Origin of the sequence: Hydrogenovibrio kuenenii DSM 12350 (genome assembly GCF_000526715.1) — a bacterium.
Classification (GTDB): domain Bacteria; phylum Pseudomonadota; class Gammaproteobacteria; order Thiomicrospirales; family Thiomicrospiraceae; genus Hydrogenovibrio; species Hydrogenovibrio kuenenii.
In genome coordinates this window covers 873,664-890,814 of record NZ_JAGP01000001.1, presented here as the reverse complement: position 1 = coordinate 890,814, position 17,151 = coordinate 873,664, and the positions used below count along the sequence as shown (strand labels likewise).

Below are 17,151 nucleotides of genomic sequence, written 5' to 3'. Positions count from 1 at the left end.
CCAGTACGCTTAGTCATGAGTTTTCGGTGTGTCTTGTGCTTGTGTTTTTTTCTTGTCTTGCTCTGAAGCGGTTTGGCTTTGCTCTTCGTCCAAAAGCTCTGATGATTCAGGAGCTTTCATCCAATAGTCTTCACCCAGCTCTGGATCTAGCTCACCATCTTCTGGCTCCAGTGGTTTAAGTGGTACTATTTGACTTGGCCAAAGTAAAATCACGATCAGCTTTAAAACCCAAAAGACCATTGCATAAATCACAACCGCAAAAATAAGCACGACAGGCAAACCAAGTAATAAATCAACAAATAACGTTTTGCCATTAACGAAGTTGTGCAAAAAATCTTTTTCAACCAACGTAAAGTACAACCAGTAAAACACAGGCGCAATGCTGATAAACAAAACCCAAAGATTAAGTGGATAAGCTATTTTGGAGTTACGAAATAAACAAAACATGGAATGGGTTTATCCTTAATGGGTTAGAACAATGGATTTAACTTTTGAAAAAACAACCATTGCAAAGCGATAATGGTACTGGCGACATTGAATTCAGCATTTTTAAGCTTTAGCTTAACTTCTTCAAACGTATATTGAATAATGCGAATGTCTTCGCCCTCATGCTCTAAACCTGCATATTCAGGCAATTGACTGGCATCTATATCTGCGGCATAAAGATGTAGTATTTCATCACTGCCACCCGGGCTAGGATAGAAGCGACAAACAAACTCAAACTTTGCCGACTTAACGCCGGCTTCTTCATCCGCTTCTCTTTGGCAAGCATCAAGAGCAGACTCACCTTCATCTATCATGCCGGCGACTGGTTCTATCAACCAAGCGGTATGTGCTTTTTGTGCATCCCTGCCTAAACCTGCTCGTCCCAAAGCGCCTGCTCTGCATTGCTCAATCAATACAACCTTTTCGGCTTTGGAATCATAAAGCAAAACAATAACGGCTTCACCGCGACCAAATAACTCACGCTTAATTTCCGATGACCAGCCACCACGATAAAGTGTATGACGAAAGGTAATCTCATCTATTTTGAAAAAGCCGTCAAAATGACGACTTTCGGAAATCAGTTCAAGTTGCTTTGTCATACTTCACTTACTCTTCAATTTCTATACGAGGCACACGTGGAGTGACCTGACATAAAAGCTCATAACCTATTGTGCCGCATTTTTCGGCTACTTCATCAACGGTTACGCCTTCACCCCAAAGAACGGCTTCATCTCCAATACGAATATCATCGGCTAGTTCGGTAACATCAACCGTAATCATATCCATTGACACTCGTCCCGCTAAAGGCACTTTTCGATGATGAATCCAAACAGGTGTTCCCGCTGGTGCATGTCGAGGATAACCGTCACCATAACCAACAGCAACTACAGCCAGAAGCGTCGGTTTTTCTGCCTGCCAAATACCACCATAACCTACCGCTTCGCCAGCTTCTACCCACTTTAAACTGGTGACTTTGGACTTAAGCACCATTGCTGGCTTTAATGCTATAGATTCGGCTTCAAATTCGGGAAGCCCTGCACTGGCACCATACAGCATAATGCCTGGACGAACCCAATCCAAATGGGCTTGAGGATAACGTTGAATAGCCGCAGAATTAGCAATGCTCTTTGGTGCTTGAAAGGTTTTATCAACATCTAGTAAATGCTGCAATTGCGTTAAGGTGTAAGCCTCATCGGTATCCGCACAAGAAAAATGCGACATCAAATGTACTTGAGCCGTGCATTTCAATTTGGAAAGGCGTTTTGCAACCTTATCAACATCAGAAAGATCAAAGCCCAATCGATGCATACCCGTATCAAACTTCAACCAGAGCGTAACATGTTGAGTACCGCTCAAAGAATCGAGCCAATCAAACTGGTGGAAAGCATGAACAACAAAATCAAGGCGATGGTTTATTGCCAAGGGCAATTCGGCTTCTGAAAACAATCCTTCCAATAAGACAATTCGGTGTAAAAGACCAGACTGCCTTAGAGCAATGGCTTCATCAATAGAGGCAACACCATAAGCATCACAAGCTGAAAGTGCATTGGCAACACGTTGAATGCCATGACCATATCCATTTGCTTTGATAACCGCCATCGCTTTTGATTTAGGAGCAAGTTTTCTCACTTGCTGAAGATTATGCTTGAGTGCTGCAAGTTTGATAATAGCTTGTACTGGACGATAGAGAGTCATCAGCTTTTACCTTTGCAGACGTTAAGGAGTGGAGTTTTTGAGTTTTTACTAATAAGGGTCATCACCCGTATCCATATGAGCAAAGTTCTCAAATTTGGTGTACTTACCAAGGAACGCAAGACGAACGTTTGCCAAAGCACCATTACGGTGTTTGCCGAGGATAATTTCCGCCGTGCCCTTATCTTGTGTATCAGGGTTATAGACTTCATCACGATAGATGAAGATGATTAAATCCGCATCCTGCTCGATTGCACCCGACTCCCTCAAATCCGCCATTTTAGGACGTTTGTCTGGACGGTTTTCCAAGTTACGACTTAACTGTGACAGTGCGATAACTGGCGCATTCAGTTCTTTTGCGATGGTTTTTAAGCCACGAGAAATTTCAGAAATCTCATTTACACGGTTATCTGTGTTGGTTGAACCTCGCATCAATTGAAGGTAGTCGATAACAATCAATCCTAAACCGGTTACATGCGCCTCTGGGTTTTCTTTGCCATCCGCAACAGCTTGTTTAAATTGCTCGTCTCGTATGTCTTTATCGATACGTCGCGCACGTGCTCTTAAGTCTGTAATCATCAAGGCTGGCGTATCATCGATGTACATCTTAGCCTGCGACAAAACCGTTACGGCACGATTCAAACTGGTGAAGTCTTCTTGTTCAAAGTTACCTTTACGAATTCTCTCAGCATCGATATGACCGATCGAACTGATCATTCTTAAGACCAACTGCTCAGCCGGCATCTCCATACTGAAGACTGCAACGGGTGCTTGGCTTTTGACTGCCGCGTTTTCGGCTATGTTCATCGAAAAAGTGGTTTTACCCATCGATGGACGACCGGCAACGATAATCAAGTCACCATTTTGCAAACCGGAGGTAACGCCATCAAATTCAGATAAGTGAGTTTCGAGACCGGTAATAGAACCATCAGAATTAAAACGCTCGTCAATGGTGTTAACTGCAGAACCCAGAAGTGTCGAAAGAGTGTGATATTCGCGTTGCTCGCCTGCACCATGTTCAGCAATGCCCATGATTTTGCGTTCGGACAAGTCTAGAATTTCGCGAACATCTTTTCCTTGAGGAAAGTAACTGGCTTCAGAAATTTCATTTGAGGCATGAATCAATGAGCGAAGAATGGCTTTTTCTCGCACAATATCTGCATAAAATTGGATATTGACGGCACCGGGCGTATTGGTGACCAAATCCATAAGATATTGTTTGTCGCCGGCATCTTGCAACTTGCCCGTTGATTGAAGTTTTTCCAGCACGGTCACCAAATCAAACGGCTTACTGCTTTGATGCAATTGTGCTATCGCAGAGAAAATAATTTGATGCTGCTGGGTATAAAAATCCTGCTCATTGAGTTTTATGGCAACGTCTTCAAACTTCTCATTATCCAGCATTAAACCGCCGATAACCGACTGTTCAGATTCTATGGAATGCGGAGGCGTTTTAAATAAGGCTTCTTCAGTCATTTACTCTATGAATTTTTATGAAATTTATGGGACTTATCAACGTAGTTAACGCTAAACGAAAGTGTATTATAACCGTTTAAAAAAGTGTGACGATTGTAAGTTTATTGTATTTTTTAACCTACAGACTGTTACCCCCAGCCTGGTAGATTTTGATGAATTTTGGACATAAAAAAAGCGAGGCAATGCCTCGCTTTTTTACAGCTTAGTATTTAATTAAGCTTCAGAAGCTTTAACTTCAACTGTGATTGACGCAACTACATCAGAGTGTAGCTCAACATCAATTTCAAAAGTACCTACATGACGTAGAGCACCTTCTGGCATACGAACAGCTTTACGCTCAGTTTCGAAACCAGCAGCTTTAAGTGCATCTGCAATATCCGCAGTTCCAACAGAACCGAACAATTTCCCTTCGTCACCTGCAACAGATTCGATAGAAACAACTGTTCCATTCATTTTTTCGAAAATTGCTTGTGCAGCAGCCAAAGCTTCTGCAGCTTGCTTTTCAAGCTCAACACGAATTGCTTCGAACTCAGCAATATTTTCTTTAGTTGCTGGTTTTGCCTTCCCTTTTGGAATTAGGAAGTTACGTGCATAACCAGATTTAACAGCAACTTGATCGCCCAAGCCACCTAGGTTTTGTACTTTTTCAAGCAGAATAACGTTCATCGCTCAAACCTCTAATTTATCTTTAACTATCTTGTGACCAACGGCTTCTAATATCTAACCAAGTATCAATTAAGCCAATTGTCGCTAAAATCAATATCGTTTGCGGAAACAGAAACAATAAAATGTACAGACCGATTAACCAGCCACTACCCATCTTTTTTATCGCTACGGCATGGTGTGCAATTGCCAACCCTGGAAACATCAGGCCAGCCATCATCACGCCAGACAAGTCTTGAATCAAGCCAGTCTTAATCAACAATCCGACAATAGCCAGAACAATTGCTAAGTAAGCAAGATTCTTTGGCAGTCGAATTTGATAAAAATCCTGCTGAAACTGTCCTGGATTGAACAGTCTCCCTTGCCACCATCTACCCAATAACAGAATAGAAAACCATAACACCACCATAAACATGGCAAGTAACATGGTTGCTACATCTGACATGGTTTCAATCAGCTTTACAGGAGCTTGCACTCCAGCTTCTTGAATAAATGGCAGCAATGCCGTATTCATCATCTTCGACCACCAAGCTGAAGCATCGCCCACAATAAAGTGGAAAACAATGACTACAGCACCGGTCATTAACATGCCTAAACTTAATGCCGAAGCTAAGGAGTTGGTACGTCTCAGTACCCAAGCCATTAGCCAAACCGGCAACATGTATTCTGCAATAGCAACCCACGCTGGTAGCATACTGCCCATAAAGACTTGTGTAGCTACCAGATTAATCGCTATCGCTGCGATTAAAAGTTTAAACCCTTCGGCAGTATCTACTCGCAACGTAATTAGGGCAATAACTGCACCTAACAACATACCAAGTGGACCGAACCAAACGGTCAATAATGCTAGAAGTGCTGTGGCTATGTAGGCCTGAATTTGACCCTTCATGACATAGTTCGCAACAAATAGCATGGGCGTTCCTTATCGTTTCTTTTCAGCCAAACTTATTTATGCTGATCTGTATAAGGTAATAACGCAAGGTAACGAGCACGCTTGATAGCTGTTGCTAGCTGACGTTGGTATCTTGCGCTCGTTCCAGTGATACGACTTGGAACGATTTTACCTGTTTCAGTGATGTAGCTTTTTAAAGTATCTAAATCTTTGTAATCGATTTCTTTAACGCCTTCTGCAGTAAAACGACAGAATTTTTTTCTTCCAAAATTTCTAGCCATTGTTCTCAGCTCCTCTACGCTTATCTTCTTTGTAGTTAGCCATTACAGAAGGTTCTGTAACTGCTTCGTTACGTTTAACAAACATATTACGAAGAACGGCATCGTTGTAGTAGAACAAGTTCTCTAATTCATTTAGAGTTTCTTGATCACACTCGATGTTCATTAGAATGTAATGAGCTTTGTGGACTTTGTTAATAAGGTAAGCTAGTTGACGACGACCCCAATCTTCCAAACGGTGAATTGAACCACCCTTTTCTTCGATTAGACCACGGTAACGTTCGATCATTGCTGGCACCTGTTCACTTTGATCTGGGTGCACTAAAAATACGACTTCATAATGACGCATTTATGGATCTCCTTATGGATTAATAAAAAAGCCTCCCAACTCATGAATCAATGTGGATTCAGTCAGTGAAGCAAGGAAATTCAGATAAATATGCTCTGAAAGAGCGGAATTATACGGTTTTTTATTGAAATAACAAGCGAAAACAGCTGGTTTTTAAGAAAAAACAAGGAGATAGTGTAAAGAATTACAGGTTTGAACATATCTGCCAGACCCAGCCTGGCAGATTTTAGCAAATAGGCTAATCAAAGAAATTTAAAGAGACATTTCTTCTTTAACTTGGTCCACCCATTGGTCAACGCGCTCAGCGGTCATTTCTGGCTGTTGATCCTCATCAATCGCCAAACCAACAAAGAATTCTCCATCTTCGGTGACTGCCTTAGACTCATCAAACTGGTAACCATCTGTTGACCAATAGCCAACTGGAATAGAACCATTTTCAAGCGCAATGTCATGCATCAAACCCATTGCATCTAAGAAATATTCGGCATAGTCCGCTTGGTCTCCCAATCCAAAACATGCAACTTGTTTATCGGTGAAATCAATACCCTTGAATTCATCCCAAAAATCATCCCAGCTGCTTTGAAGTTCACCATAGTACCAAGTCGGCTGTCCCAAAATAATCTTGTCATATTTGGCAAAATCCGCAGCACTTGCAGAAGCAATATCATAAACATCAACGATATCTGCACCGATTTTATCTTTAATCATATCGGCAACACGCTCGGTGTTCCCTGTATCTGTTCCGTAGAAAAGACCGACTTGAGCCATAATCAATCCCTTTGTTAAGGTTATTTAAAATTTAAATTCAAAACTTATCACGAAAGTTCACACTATCGAATAGTTTGTTTTAGAATTTATTTAAAAGCATTTCTTAGTATTTTTGCAGAATATTAGCATAACAACTATTAATTGGGATTTAAAAAAAATTTATACCCTAAGATGAGTAAGGTTAATTCAGAATCCAACTTTGAGCCAATAGATTGCTTCAAGTGTAAACATTTTTATATTACTTGGGATGATGCCAACCCTAAAGGGTGCCGTGCATTTGGTTTTAAAACCCAACGCTTACCAAGTGTTGTTGTGTTTGAAGCATCAGGCGAACCTTGCATGAAGTTCTCTCCAAAAACAGATGAACCAACTACTTCCTCCCGAAACAAAAAAAATAATGACGGTTGGATTGCCTAGTCTTTAAGACAGAGTAACTCGTTTTTTTCAAAACGGTTTTTATACTTTATTCGTTATAGCACGAATCGCTGACCACATAAAATAAGGGCCTGGATCATTTTTTCTACCAGGTGCAATATGCTCATGCCCCGTTACCGCGTCTTTTGAAATCGTTGGATAAGCGTTAAAAAGCGCTTGAATAACATGCTTCAAAGATTCATATTGAGACGCAGTATAAGGCGTAAAATCCGTGCCTTCGAGCTCTATGCCTATAGAAAAATCGTTGCATTTATCACGCCCTTGGTAACGCGAAACCCCAGCATGCCAAGCTCTTTTATTAAAAGGAACAAATTGGGTAACTTCCCCTCTTCTGTTAATAAAAAGATGTGCAGACACTTTCAAGTGCGCAATGGTTTCGTAATAAGGATCTTCTTTCGGGTTGAGCTGGTTGGTAAAGAGTTGTTCGACACCTTGACCACCGAACTTGCCTGGTGGCAGGCTAATGCCATGTATAACAACCAATTCAATCTCACCGTCTTGAGGGCGCTCGTCACAATTTTCACTTTGCACATAACGCACACCGTTCAACAAATGTGTTTGAAGATTAACGGCGTAAGGTCTGGTGAATGATTTTTTAAACTGTTGAGTCATAGACAACAAGTATAATCACAAGCCGTAACTTATTAAATGATTCTGCCTATATTTAGCATTTTTTTGTAATAAGAAAAGCTAGATAATTGGTAAAAATCTTTTAATTTGCTTCCAAATATTTCACAACGTTAATCGGCTTTTAAGCTAAACTAAATAGCAATCAATCCGTGCTAAAAATAAATACAGCACCCTATAAAACTATTACAAAAACGACTGAATATGCCGACTCTAGATTATTTCAAAGACCTAGAAAAAAACGTACAAGCTGCTTTAGAAGAAGACATTGGTTCTGGTGATTTAAGCGCTTCATTAATTGCAGACAATCAACAAGCTAAGGCTCGCATCATTACCAAAGAAGATGCCGTTATTTGCGGCAGACCTTGGTTCGATGCTGTTTTTAATCATCTTGATTCAGCGATTGAAATAACCTGGCACTGCAATGAAGGCGACCAAGTAAAAGCGGGTAGTTTGCTATGCGAGTTGAACGGCAATGCAAAAACCCTACTCTCCGGCGAACGAAGTGCGTTGAACTTTTTGCAAACACTGTCAGCAACAGCAACTGAAACAGCAAGCTATGTCACGCAGTTAAAAAACTCTCACACACAATTGCTAGACACCAGAAAAACCCTACCAGGTCTACGTTTGGCACAAAAGTATGCTGTACATTGCGGTGGTGGTAAAAACCATCGTATAGGCTTGTATGACGCTATTTTATTGAAAGAAAATCACATTATGGCTGCTGGCGGTATTCACAATGCAGTGACTTCTGCTAAGCAACATTATCCTGAAATCATGGTTGAGGTTGAAACCGAAACACTGGATGAAGTGAATCAAGCACTTAGCGCCGGTGCAGATATTATTATGCTCGATAACTTCAATCTGGAAATGATTCACGAAGCCGTTGCTCTCAACAATAAACTAGCAAAATTAGAAGTCTCGGGTAATGTGGAATTAGATCAGTTAGCGATTTTAGCGGTAACACAAGTAGACTATATTTCAACAGGTGCTATTACCAAACACATTCGCGCCATTGATTTATCCATGAGATTTGAATTTGCTTGAATTCATTCACAACGATCTAACTTAACAAAACACAGGCAAAGCACGGAAAAGCAGCCTGTAATCTTTGACATTATCATTAATAATCAATACATTAAATGATAAAGTTAGAAACAAATTTATACTATTTACTACCAACCCCATTAACAGGAAAGTTGTATTGATGGCCGACCACCATATGTTCGTTAAAATTGTCTCCATCCTGATTTTAACAGTCTTACTGATTTCTATTTCTCGTAGAGCGCATGTCCCAGCTATCCTGAACTATATTGCCGTAGGGGTTTTGGTCGGTCCTTTTGGCTTTGCACTTATTCAGAGTGAAGAGAACGTTAAATTCCTCGCTGAGTTTGGCATCGTCTTCCTCCTGTTTGCCATAGGGCTTGAATTTTCACTTTCACAAATGATTGCTATGCGTAAAGCCGTGTTTGGCTTGGGTTCGGTGCAGGTTTTCATAACGGGGTTGGTGGTCTACCTAGTTTCTAAATTTGGTTTTGGGCTTAACTTTGAAACCAGCTTTGTCATTGCAAGCGCCTTTGCGCTATCCTCCACTGCGATTGTGATTAAGCAACTCACCGAACAATCAGAAATTCAAACACGTCATGGCCGAGCAGCTGTCGGTATTCTGATTTTCCAGGATATCATGGCGATTCCACTCCTAATCCTTATTCCTGCATTGGCTAGCGCTACGGGAGATGGCTTGGCGGCTGAATTAGGCTTGGCTTTATTAAAAGGTTTGGTTGTCGTCGCTGTAATTTTGTTGGCTGGACGTTATGTCTTGCGACCGATTTTTCAGGAAGTTGCCTCATCCAAGTCGCAAGAACTTTTCACACTTACGGTTCTCACCATGGTTTTGGCTGCCGCAGCCTTTACTGAAGAAATGGGTATATCCATGACGCTTGGTGCTTTTATGGCGGGGATGATGTTAGGTGAAACGGAATATAAACACCAAGTTGAAGCGGATATTCGTCCGTTTCAAGATATTTTATTAGGGTTGTTTTTTATCACGGTTGGGATGATTATCTCTCCGCAATTGGTGATAGATCACTTCATGTCCGTTCTGTTGATTACCCTAGGCATTATCCTGCTAAAAATTGCTTCGATTTTCTTTATCATGAAAGTTTCAAAACACCCGGAAGGGGTTGCTCTAAGAACGGCGCTTTCGCTTGGTCAAGTCGGTGAATTCGGCCTAGTTCTGATTACTCTCGCCCTCTCCAACAATTTGCTGAGCTTGGAACTGAGTCAGCTCATCTTAACCTCTGCTGTACTCAGCATGATAGCTTCTCCTTTCATTATCAAATTCAACGGTAGCATTGCCAAAACCATTTGCAAAGAAAGCTACACCTCGAACTTTGTGGAAATCGAAAAAACCATTGAAGAAGACTCCAAGTTCTTAAAAGATCATGTGGTGATTTTAGGGTTTGGTCGTGTCGGACAAACAACTGCCAAATTTTTAGAAAAGTCCCACCAAGCCTTCGTAGCATTAGATATGGACATACGTCGTGTACAAGAAGCTGCACAAAGTGGTGAACCCGTTTATTTTGGCGATTCTGCAAAAGAAAGTGTGTTGAAAGCAACTAATATTCACAATGCTAAAGTTGCGATTATCAGTTTCCATGACTATCACTCGGTACTTAAAACTTTAAAAACCCTTAAACGTGTTGCGCCTGAGCTACCAGTATTGGTCAGAACACAAGACGATACCAATTTACAGGAGTTGCTTGCTGAGGGTGCCACCGAAGTTATACCAGACACTTTTGAATCAAGCATTATGTTCGCGTCTCATTTATTGCTGATGCTGGGGCATCCGCCTAGTCAAGTAATCAGACAAACGCGAGAAGCGCGTAAAAACCGTTATGGCTTGTTAGATGGTCTATATCCTGGTGACACAGACATCATCCCCTTTGATCAATCGCAAAGTGGGCAAATCATCCAGCCTGTCCACATCAATGAATCCTCTTATGCCGTTGGTAAAACGCTGGAAGAACTGTATACAGAACAATTTAATGTCATCGTAAAATCTGTTAAACGTGGTCATGTTCGCGGTGATGACCCTGATCCAAAAACAAAAATACGCGTTGATGATGATTTAATTATTCAGGGGTTACCAGAAGATATTGAGCAATGTGAAGGCTTTATTAATAGCGGTTTTCTGTAGAACTAATTATTAGCATCCAACCAAATCAAGGTTGCCATACGACCTGTTTCACCGTCTCTACGATAAGAATAAAAAAGTTCTGGTTGTGCGTAACTACACAAACTACTTAAGGTCACGCGATTCACTCCGCTTTCTTTTAAGATAAAATCTGCCAGGCTGGGTAGGTCAGCAAAATACTTTGTTGCATCTGCCTCGGACTGCTTAAAGCAATCAAGCAATTGCACACGTTTCTCGACAAACGCATCCAACACTTCACCACCCACCTCAAAATACTGCTGAGATATTGCAGGGCCTATCCAAGCCTGTAATTGGTCAGCCGTTATTGGCAACTGCTTTAAAATGTTTTCGATAATACCGTCCGCTAACCCACGCCAACCGGCATGGATCACAGCTACCATGGTTTCTGCGTTATCGACAAGGATAATAGGCAAGCAATCCGCTGTCATGACGGTTAAAACTTGCCCTGGGGTTTGGGTCCAAGCTGCATCTGCAACCGGCACATTTAATGCCGGAGAAAAGGCTACTGCTTGACTGGTATGTTGTTGGTTGAGCCAAAAAGGTTCAGTAGGTAGCTGTAAAGACTGTTGCAACTTTTTGCGATTAGAAACAACTGCATTAGAATCATCTTTCACATGAGTGGCGAGATTAAAAGAATCGTAAACACCTTTGCTTATACCGGATTGTCGGGTTGTCGTAAAAGCCTTTACTTTTGATGATACAGGCCAATCCGGCCGGATTAATGTTAAGTCATCAATCTGAGATATCGGCATCCGTCACCCACTCTACTTCCACACCGTTGTCATGGTCATAATCATAATCATCATAACCATTATATTGTGCTTGGAAATCGTCCATATCATCTCGAAGCATATCAATCAATTCCAACATATCATCCGGCATAGGCGCTTTCCACTTCATGGTTTTACCCGTGACTGGATGCGTTAAGCTTAACGAACCCGCATGCAATGCTTGTCGTTTAAACTCTCTAATGTAATCTACAAATTCCGGCATCATCTTCTTAGGAATACGAAGTCTACCGCCATAAACTGGATCACCCACCAATGGATAATCTATAGAAGACATATGTACACGAATTTGATGCGTGCGACCCGTTTCTAATTGAACACGCACATGTGTGTGCTCACGAAAACGCTCAAGAACACGATAATGAGAAACTGCGGGTTTCCCGCCAATCTTCAAAGCCGCCATACGTTTACGATCTGTTGGGTGGCGACCAATATTTTTCTTAACCGAACCACCTGAAATCATTTTTCCAACCACAACAGCATCATAAACACGTTCCACCGCATGGCGCTGCAACTGCTCTACCAAATGCGTTTGTGCCGGCACAGTTTTAGCCACAACCATAAGGCCAGAAGTGTCTTTATCTAAACGATGTACGATACCTGCTCTTGGTACTTCACGTAATTTTTCCGAATAAAATAACAGACCGTTTAACAGGGTACCATCAGGATTGCCTGCACCAGGGTGAACGACCAAACCAACTGGCTTGTTAATGACAAGAATATGTTCATCTTCATAAACGATATCCAATTCTATTTCCTGTGCTTCATAAACAACGTCATCAGCCAACTCTGCCTGTAAAACAACTTTCTCGCCGCCTAATACTTTAAAATTAGGTTTGCGTTGAACAACACCATCCAAAGTCACATTACCCGCTTTGATCCAATCTTGGATTCTATTACGAGAATAATCTGAGTAAATCTCCGCTAATACAGCATCTAGCCTAGCTGAAATTTTATCTAACGGAATAATGGTAGTCAGTTCCTGATGCGTCAAAATTGCTCCTTAGCTGATTAAACTTTCAATGTATGACAAACTTATTGAGAAGAGCCGAATAATAGTTTAGAAATTTCGGCATGTGCTATAATTCGCACTTTGTATATTCTAACCGAATTCTAACCAACTAGACTAAATGAACTCATTATCGATGCGTTGTCCTAAACCGCTGAAATCACTCTTAACCTTTCTTTTATTACTTTCTGTTTTTGTTTTAGCTGGCTGTTCTTCTTTGATTGAAAAAGACGAGTCAAAATGGACTGTTAAAGAGTTCTACGACCACGCAAAAGAAGCTTATAGCAGTGAACAATGGGAAACTGCAATTAAGTACTATGAAAAACTTCAGTCTTACTTTCCTTATGGTAAATATGCAGAACAATCTTACCTAGAGTTAGCTTATGCTTACTACAAATATGATGAACCTGAATCGGCCAAACGTGAGCTTGCAGAGTTTATTCGACTTTATCCTAAGCATCGCGCCATTCCTTATGCCTTATATTTGAAAGCACTAGCCGCAGATTCTATTAATAAAAGCTGGTTTGACAGTTGGTTAACTGATCCGGCTTATCGAGATATGGCTTCCACTAAAGATGCCTATAATGATTATTTAACTCTGGTTACTCGCTTTCCTGCCAGTAAGTATGCAGAAGCTTCACGCAAACGCCTTATTATTTTACGTAACCGGTTGGCGCGTCATGAATATCAGGTTGCTGAATACTATTTCAAACGCAAAGCCTACCTTGCCGCTGCAAACCGCGCTAAAGAAGTCATTAAACACTATCCGCGTTCTGTTGTGAATTTAGATGCTCTGGAGTTAATGCGTGACAGCTACCAAAAGCTTGGTATGAAAGGTAATGCTAATGACGTTCAGAAAGTCATTGAATTCAATAAAAAATCAGAAGCTAAGAACCCTTCCCAACCTTCTGAATGATTCATTATATTTTTCTTAACTAAAGCTTTTTTCAATATAAGTGGTTACTTCGGCCGATGTTACAGGCTTAGAGAAAACAAAGCCTTGTAAATAATCCACTCCCAACTCAGAAAGCAACTCGCTATGTGAGCCTGTCTCAACCCCCTCAGCAACTACTTTCAAATTTAGACTTCTTGCCATGGCAACAACCGCCTTTGTGATTGCCAAATCATTGGCATCAAATACAACATCCTTAATCAAAGACTGGTCGATTTTAATTTTATCTACCGGAAATTTTTTCAGATAACTCAATGATGAATAACCCGTACCAAAATCATCAATCGCAATACTAATGCCGCGTTTTCTAATTGAGTTCAATAATGAAATAACCTCTTCCGCATTTTCCATTAAATAGCTTTCTAATAATTCAAACTCAAAACAATGCATTAAGTCATGCTCTTCAATAACAGACATCAACTCATTGATATGTTTAGGATTAAATTCTCGTCCTGATAAGTTAATTGACACACGACACAAAGGTATATTAGCGACTTTCAATTCATTAAGAAAAGATATGACCTGCCCAACCACAAAAGTTGAAACTTTAGGAATGAGTCCTGCTTCCTCTGCAAGCGGAATAAAAACTAACGGCGAAATCATACCTTTTTCGGGATGATGCCAACGAATCAATGCCTCTAATGAATGAACGACCTTGCCATCAGCGTCCATAATTGGCTGATAAAAGACTTCAAACTCCTGATTATTTATCGCATGATGTAAGTCTCTTTCAAGTTGCAATTCTTCTTGCACCTTGTCGGCCATTGCTGGTGAAAACACCGCAAAATTTTGCTCATTCGATGCTTTGGCAGCATACATAGCCGTGTCAGCACGCTTCATCAGTTCTGCAACCGAATCAAGCTCGTCCAGTGGATAGGTAAAACCAACACAAGCACGAATAAAGAATTCAGCATCATTAAAACTAAATGAAGGGGCCAAAACCGTTTCTATTTGCGCTGCCAAAGCAATAAACGCATCCGTAAATTGAGGGCTTTCAATAACAACAGCAAACTCATCCCCAGTAATGCGATACACACCCAATGCAATGCCACAGCCTGAAGATAATCGTTTTGCCACTTGGGATAAAACATAATCCCCTGTCTCGTGACCATAGGTATCATTCACAGACTTGAATCTATCCAACCCTATAAAAGCAAGAACAAACTCTCGACCTTCTTCGATATAGCCCTGTAAATCGAGTTGCAGTTTTTTACGATTTGACAATTGCGTAAGTGAATCATAATAGGCAGCATCAACCAAACGCTTTTCTAACTTTTCACGTTTAAGAACAATACCAATCAAGAAACCGCAGGTATCCAAAAGGCGACGATGAAATAGTGAAGGTGCACGTGTTTCAAAGCTGGTTAGAGCAAAAGTCCCTACCAGTTCATCAACCTCCGTCCTAACAGGCACAGACCAACAAGCCCTCAAGTTAAAGTCCTCAGCAATTGGCATAAGGTCCTTCCAACGGTCATCGGTAAACGTATCGGAGACAAAAGCGGGGGTTTTCTTAAAACAAACATTACCGCAAGAGCCAGCATTGGGACCTGGCTGCAATCCATTTAAACGCTCAATACCTTCTTTTGAAATACTTGGAGCACAATAAACATCTAGCTTGTTATCTTTTAGCAACATGACTGAAGCAACAGAGTTTGGTAATAATTCTTCTGCTAAATAACAGATTTTTTCAACTACACCATTGGCATCTGTAGAAAAGACAATGTCTTCTAATACATCTCGCTGAAGCTGAAGTAAAAGCTCAATTTGTTCAAGAGAAAGGGAGTCGGAAGGGTCAGTCGGGCATAGCGGATCTTCAGGAAGTTGAATAAAACTCTTAGAAACCATTTGATCAACCATAACTCGTTTTACTCCCGATACTTATTAGTAATTGGATAACGTCGATCTCTGCCAAATGCTCTTTTGGTAATCTTAATACCCGGTGCAGCTTGGCGCCTTTTGTATTCGCTTCTATCAATCATCTTCACCACGGATTCAACTTGCTGTTGATCAAAGCCAAATTCTTCCGCAATTTTTTTAGGTGATTTATCGCATTTTACATAGTTCTCAATAACAACATCAAGTACATCATAATCTGGTAATGTGTCTTGGTCTTTCTGGTCTGGTCGCAACTCTGCCGACGGCGGACGAATAATCACTCTTTCAGGAATCACAACAGATAAGCTATTTCGATATTTCGCCAAACGATACACCAAAGTTTTAGGCACATCCTTTAGAGGCGAAAATCCACCAACCATATCACCATAAAGCGTGGAATACCCCACAGCCACTTCCGATTTATTACTGGTTGCTAAAACTAGTTTACCAACTTTGTTGGAAATTGCCATCAACAAAGTGCCTCGAATACGCGCTTGCAGGTTTTCTTCTGTTAAATCGTGTTCATAACCTTCAAACCTAGGCACTAATGCCGATTCAAAAGCTGCATACATAGTCTCAATTGGAATGGAATGGTAATGGACACCCAAAATATCCGCTTCTAGTTTAGCATCTTCAATACTAATGTCCGCGGTATAACGGAACGGCATCATCACCGCTTCAACTTTATCTGCCCCCAGTGCATCGACAGCTATCGCCAAAGTTAATGCAGAATCAATGCCTCCAGACAAACCTAATAACGCACCGTTAAAACCATTTTTTTGAATATAGTCTTTAACACCCATCACCAACGCTTGGTACACACGAGCTTCATCTTCATAGAGTTCGGCTTGTTCGCCTGGCATAATGGCTACTGAGTTACCTTGCTTTAACAAGGTGACAGGCATTAAGCATTCTTTAAACTCTGGCGCTTGAACTTGAACCTCACCTTCAGAACAGGTGGCAAAAGAACCACCATCAAACACTAGTTCATCTTGCCCACCAATCTGATTGACGTAAATAACAGGCACAGAAACTTCCGAAATACGACGTTTAACGACATCGATTCTGTCTTGATGTTTTTCAGCGAAAAAGGGAGAAGAATTTAAAATCAGTAAGGCCTGAGCACCGGCTGCAACAGCCTGACTGGCTGGTGAGATTTTCCAAATATCTTCACAAACGAGCAAACCAAATGAAACGCCTTTGAAGTTAACCACACAAGGTTGATCACCCGATTCAAAATAGCGTTTTTCATCAAATACACTGTAATTTGGCAGGTTTTGTTTGATATAACTGGCTTGAATTTGCCCGCCTTCAATCCAGGCAGCCATATTAAAGCGTTCACCCAAATCATCCATCATGGGATAACCAATCACCACAGCAACGTCTTTGACAGTATTGCATATGAGTGAAAGCGCCTGGTCGACTTGGACGTAAAGTTCTTCTCGGAAAAGTAAATCTTCTGGTGGGTAACCTGTAATCGTCATTTCAGGAAAAACAACAATATCAGCACCCTCTTGTTGTTTGGCTTGATGGGCTGAGTCAATGATTAGCTGAACATTGCCATTGATATCCCCTACTACGGGGTTAATTTGAGCCATGACAATTTTTATTTGTTCAGACATAACCTTGTCCCATTAACCTCAA

General features: G+C 41.0%; 18 protein-coding genes. 4 read left to right on the top strand and 14 right to left on the bottom strand.

What is annotated here, in order from left to right:
* Window positions 1–9 precede the first annotated feature (9 nt).
* The 9 genes from N745_RS0104155 to fldA form a co-directional block, all read right to left on the bottom strand.
* Window positions 10–447 carry a hypothetical protein gene (locus N745_RS0104155; RefSeq protein WP_024850877.1) on the bottom strand — a complete coding sequence of 146 codons (438 nt, stop codon included), beginning with the start codon at window positions 445–447 and terminating at the stop codon, window positions 10–12.
* A 23-nt stretch (window positions 448–470) separates the two neighbouring features.
* Window positions 471–1,085 carry an NUDIX domain-containing protein gene (locus N745_RS0104150; protein WP_024850876.1) on the bottom strand — a complete coding sequence of 205 codons (615 nt, stop codon included), beginning with the start codon at window positions 1,083–1,085 and terminating at the stop codon, window positions 471–473.
* Between the two features lie 7 nt (window positions 1,086–1,092).
* Window positions 1,093–2,181 (bottom strand): alanine racemase, encoded by a 1,089-nt coding sequence (gene alr / locus N745_RS0104145; protein WP_024850875.1) that lies wholly within the window; start codon window positions 2,179–2,181, stop codon window positions 1,093–1,095.
* Between the two features lie 48 nt (window positions 2,182–2,229).
* Complete coding sequence (gene dnaB, locus N745_RS0104140) at window positions 2,230–3,654, bottom strand: replicative DNA helicase (RefSeq protein WP_024850874.1); 1,425 nt, start codon at window positions 3,652–3,654, stop codon at window positions 2,230–2,232.
* Between the two features lie 213 nt (window positions 3,655–3,867).
* A complete protein-coding gene (rplI, locus tag N745_RS0104135) occupies window positions 3,868–4,320 on the bottom strand; it encodes a 50S ribosomal protein L9 (RefSeq protein ID WP_024850873.1) in 453 nt (150 codons plus the stop codon).
* 22 nt (window positions 4,321–4,342) lie between these two features.
* The gene (locus tag N745_RS0104130) at window positions 4,343–5,230 is read right to left on the bottom strand and encodes a DUF2232 domain-containing protein (RefSeq protein WP_024850872.1); all 888 of its coding nucleotides are present in this window, start codon (window positions 5,228–5,230) and stop codon (window positions 4,343–4,345) included.
* Between the two features lie 32 nt (window positions 5,231–5,262).
* A complete protein-coding gene (gene rpsR / locus N745_RS0104125; RefSeq protein WP_024850871.1) occupies window positions 5,263–5,490 on the bottom strand; it encodes a 30S ribosomal protein S18 in 228 nt (75 codons plus the stop codon).
* Window positions 5,483–5,836, bottom strand: a complete 354-nt coding sequence (rpsF, locus tag N745_RS0104120) for a 30S ribosomal protein S6 (RefSeq protein WP_024850870.1) — start codon at window positions 5,834–5,836, stop codon at window positions 5,483–5,485. The genes rpsR and rpsF overlap by 8 nt, the downstream gene beginning before the upstream one ends.
* 252 nt (window positions 5,837–6,088) lie before the next feature.
* Complete coding sequence (fldA, locus tag N745_RS0104115; protein WP_024850869.1) at window positions 6,089–6,604, bottom strand: flavodoxin FldA; 516 nt, start codon at window positions 6,602–6,604, stop codon at window positions 6,089–6,091.
* A 171-nt stretch (window positions 6,605–6,775) separates the two neighbouring features.
* Between fldA and N745_RS12225 the strand changes: the two genes are divergently transcribed.
* The gene (locus N745_RS12225) at window positions 6,776–7,021 is read left to right on the top strand and encodes a hypothetical protein (RefSeq protein WP_024850868.1); all 246 of its coding nucleotides are present in this window, start codon (window positions 6,776–6,778) and stop codon (window positions 7,019–7,021) included.
* Between the two features lie 39 nt (window positions 7,022–7,060).
* Here N745_RS12225 and ampD read toward each other — a convergent pair whose 3' ends face one another.
* Entirely contained in the window at window positions 7,061–7,651 is a 591-nt protein-coding gene (gene ampD / locus N745_RS0104105) for a 1,6-anhydro-N-acetylmuramyl-L-alanine amidase AmpD (protein ID WP_024850867.1), read from the bottom strand.
* Window positions 7,652–7,870: 219 nt separating this feature from the next.
* Between ampD and nadC the strand changes: the two genes are divergently transcribed.
* Complete coding sequence (nadC, locus tag N745_RS0104100) at window positions 7,871–8,713, top strand: carboxylating nicotinate-nucleotide diphosphorylase (protein WP_024850866.1); 843 nt, start codon at window positions 7,871–7,873, stop codon at window positions 8,711–8,713.
* Window positions 8,714–8,873: 160 nt separating this feature from the next.
* Entirely contained in the window at window positions 8,874–10,865 is a 1,992-nt protein-coding gene (locus N745_RS0104095; protein ID WP_024850865.1) for a monovalent cation:proton antiporter family protein, read from the top strand.
* Window positions 10,866–10,867: 2 nt separating this feature from the next.
* Here N745_RS0104095 and pgeF read toward each other — a convergent pair whose 3' ends face one another.
* Both pgeF and rluD read right to left on the bottom strand, forming a co-directional pair.
* The gene (pgeF, locus tag N745_RS0104090) at window positions 10,868–11,635 is read right to left on the bottom strand and encodes a peptidoglycan editing factor PgeF (RefSeq protein WP_024850864.1); all 768 of its coding nucleotides are present in this window, start codon (window positions 11,633–11,635) and stop codon (window positions 10,868–10,870) included.
* Complete coding sequence (gene rluD, locus N745_RS0104085; protein ID WP_024850863.1) at window positions 11,616–12,665, bottom strand: 23S rRNA pseudouridine(1911/1915/1917) synthase RluD; 1,050 nt, start codon at window positions 12,663–12,665, stop codon at window positions 11,616–11,618. Before rluD ends, pgeF begins: the two co-directional genes overlap by 20 nt.
* A 136-nt stretch (window positions 12,666–12,801) precedes the next feature.
* On the opposite strand from rluD, the gene N745_RS0104080 reads away from it, so the two are divergent.
* Window positions 12,802–13,596: an outer membrane protein assembly factor BamD gene (locus N745_RS0104080; protein WP_245595660.1), complete on the top strand. Its 795-nt coding sequence runs from the start codon at window positions 12,802–12,804 to the stop codon at window positions 13,594–13,596.
* 15 nt (window positions 13,597–13,611) lie between these two features.
* Here N745_RS0104080 and N745_RS0104075 read toward each other — a convergent pair whose 3' ends face one another.
* Together N745_RS0104075 and N745_RS0104070 are read right to left on the bottom strand one after the other, a co-directional pair.
* Window positions 13,612–15,489: a bifunctional diguanylate cyclase/phosphodiesterase gene (locus N745_RS0104075; protein ID WP_024850861.1), complete on the bottom strand. Its 1,878-nt coding sequence runs from the start codon at window positions 15,487–15,489 to the stop codon at window positions 13,612–13,614.
* Window positions 15,490–15,497: 8 nt separating this feature from the next.
* A complete protein-coding gene (locus tag N745_RS0104070) occupies window positions 15,498–17,129 on the bottom strand; it encodes an NAD+ synthase (RefSeq protein WP_024850860.1) in 1,632 nt (543 codons plus the stop codon).
* Between the last annotated feature and the right edge of the window lie 22 nt (window positions 17,130–17,151).

Bases quoted from the DNA above. Each gene is read 5' to 3' on its own strand.
- N745_RS0104075 (WP_024850861.1), bottom strand. From the start codon at position 15,489: ATGGTTGATCAAATGGTTTCTAAGAGTTTTATTCAACTTCCTGAAGAT.
- rpsR (WP_024850871.1), bottom strand. From the start codon at position 5,490: ATGGCTAGAAATTTTGGAAGAAAAAAATTCTGTCGTTTTACTGCAGAA.
- N745_RS0104070 (WP_024850860.1), bottom strand. From the start codon at position 17,129: ATGTCTGAACAAATAAAAATTGTCATGGCTCAAATTAACCCCGTAGTA.
- N745_RS12225 (WP_024850868.1), top strand. From the start codon at position 6,776: ATGAGTAAGGTTAATTCAGAATCCAACTTTGAGCCAATAGATTGCTTC.
- ampD (WP_024850867.1), bottom strand. From the start codon at position 7,651: ATGACTCAACAGTTTAAAAAATCATTCACCAGACCTTACGCCGTTAAT.
- dnaB (WP_024850874.1), bottom strand. From the start codon at position 3,654: ATGACTGAAGAAGCCTTATTTAAAACGCCTCCGCATTCCATAGAATCT.
- fldA (WP_024850869.1), bottom strand. From the start codon at position 6,604: ATGGCTCAAGTCGGTCTTTTCTACGGAACAGATACAGGGAACACCGAG.
- N745_RS0104155 (WP_024850877.1), bottom strand. From the start codon at position 447: ATGTTTTGTTTATTTCGTAACTCCAAAATAGCTTATCCACTTAATCTT.
- pgeF (WP_024850864.1), bottom strand. From the start codon at position 11,635: ATGCCGATATCTCAGATTGATGACTTAACATTAATCCGGCCGGATTGG.
- nadC (WP_024850866.1), top strand. From the start codon at position 7,871: ATGCCGACTCTAGATTATTTCAAAGACCTAGAAAAAAACGTACAAGCT.
- N745_RS0104150 (WP_024850876.1), bottom strand. From the start codon at position 1,085: ATGACAAAGCAACTTGAACTGATTTCCGAAAGTCGTCATTTTGACGGC.
- N745_RS0104080 (WP_245595660.1), top strand. From the start codon at position 12,802: ATGAACTCATTATCGATGCGTTGTCCTAAACCGCTGAAATCACTCTTA.
- N745_RS0104095 (WP_024850865.1), top strand. From the start codon at position 8,874: ATGGCCGACCACCATATGTTCGTTAAAATTGTCTCCATCCTGATTTTA.
- rplI (WP_024850873.1), bottom strand. From the start codon at position 4,320: ATGAACGTTATTCTGCTTGAAAAAGTACAAAACCTAGGTGGCTTGGGC.
- N745_RS0104130 (WP_024850872.1), bottom strand. From the start codon at position 5,230: ATGCTATTTGTTGCGAACTATGTCATGAAGGGTCAAATTCAGGCCTAC.
- alr (WP_024850875.1), bottom strand. From the start codon at position 2,181: ATGACTCTCTATCGTCCAGTACAAGCTATTATCAAACTTGCAGCACTC.
- rpsF (WP_024850870.1), bottom strand. From the start codon at position 5,836: ATGCGTCATTATGAAGTCGTATTTTTAGTGCACCCAGATCAAAGTGAA.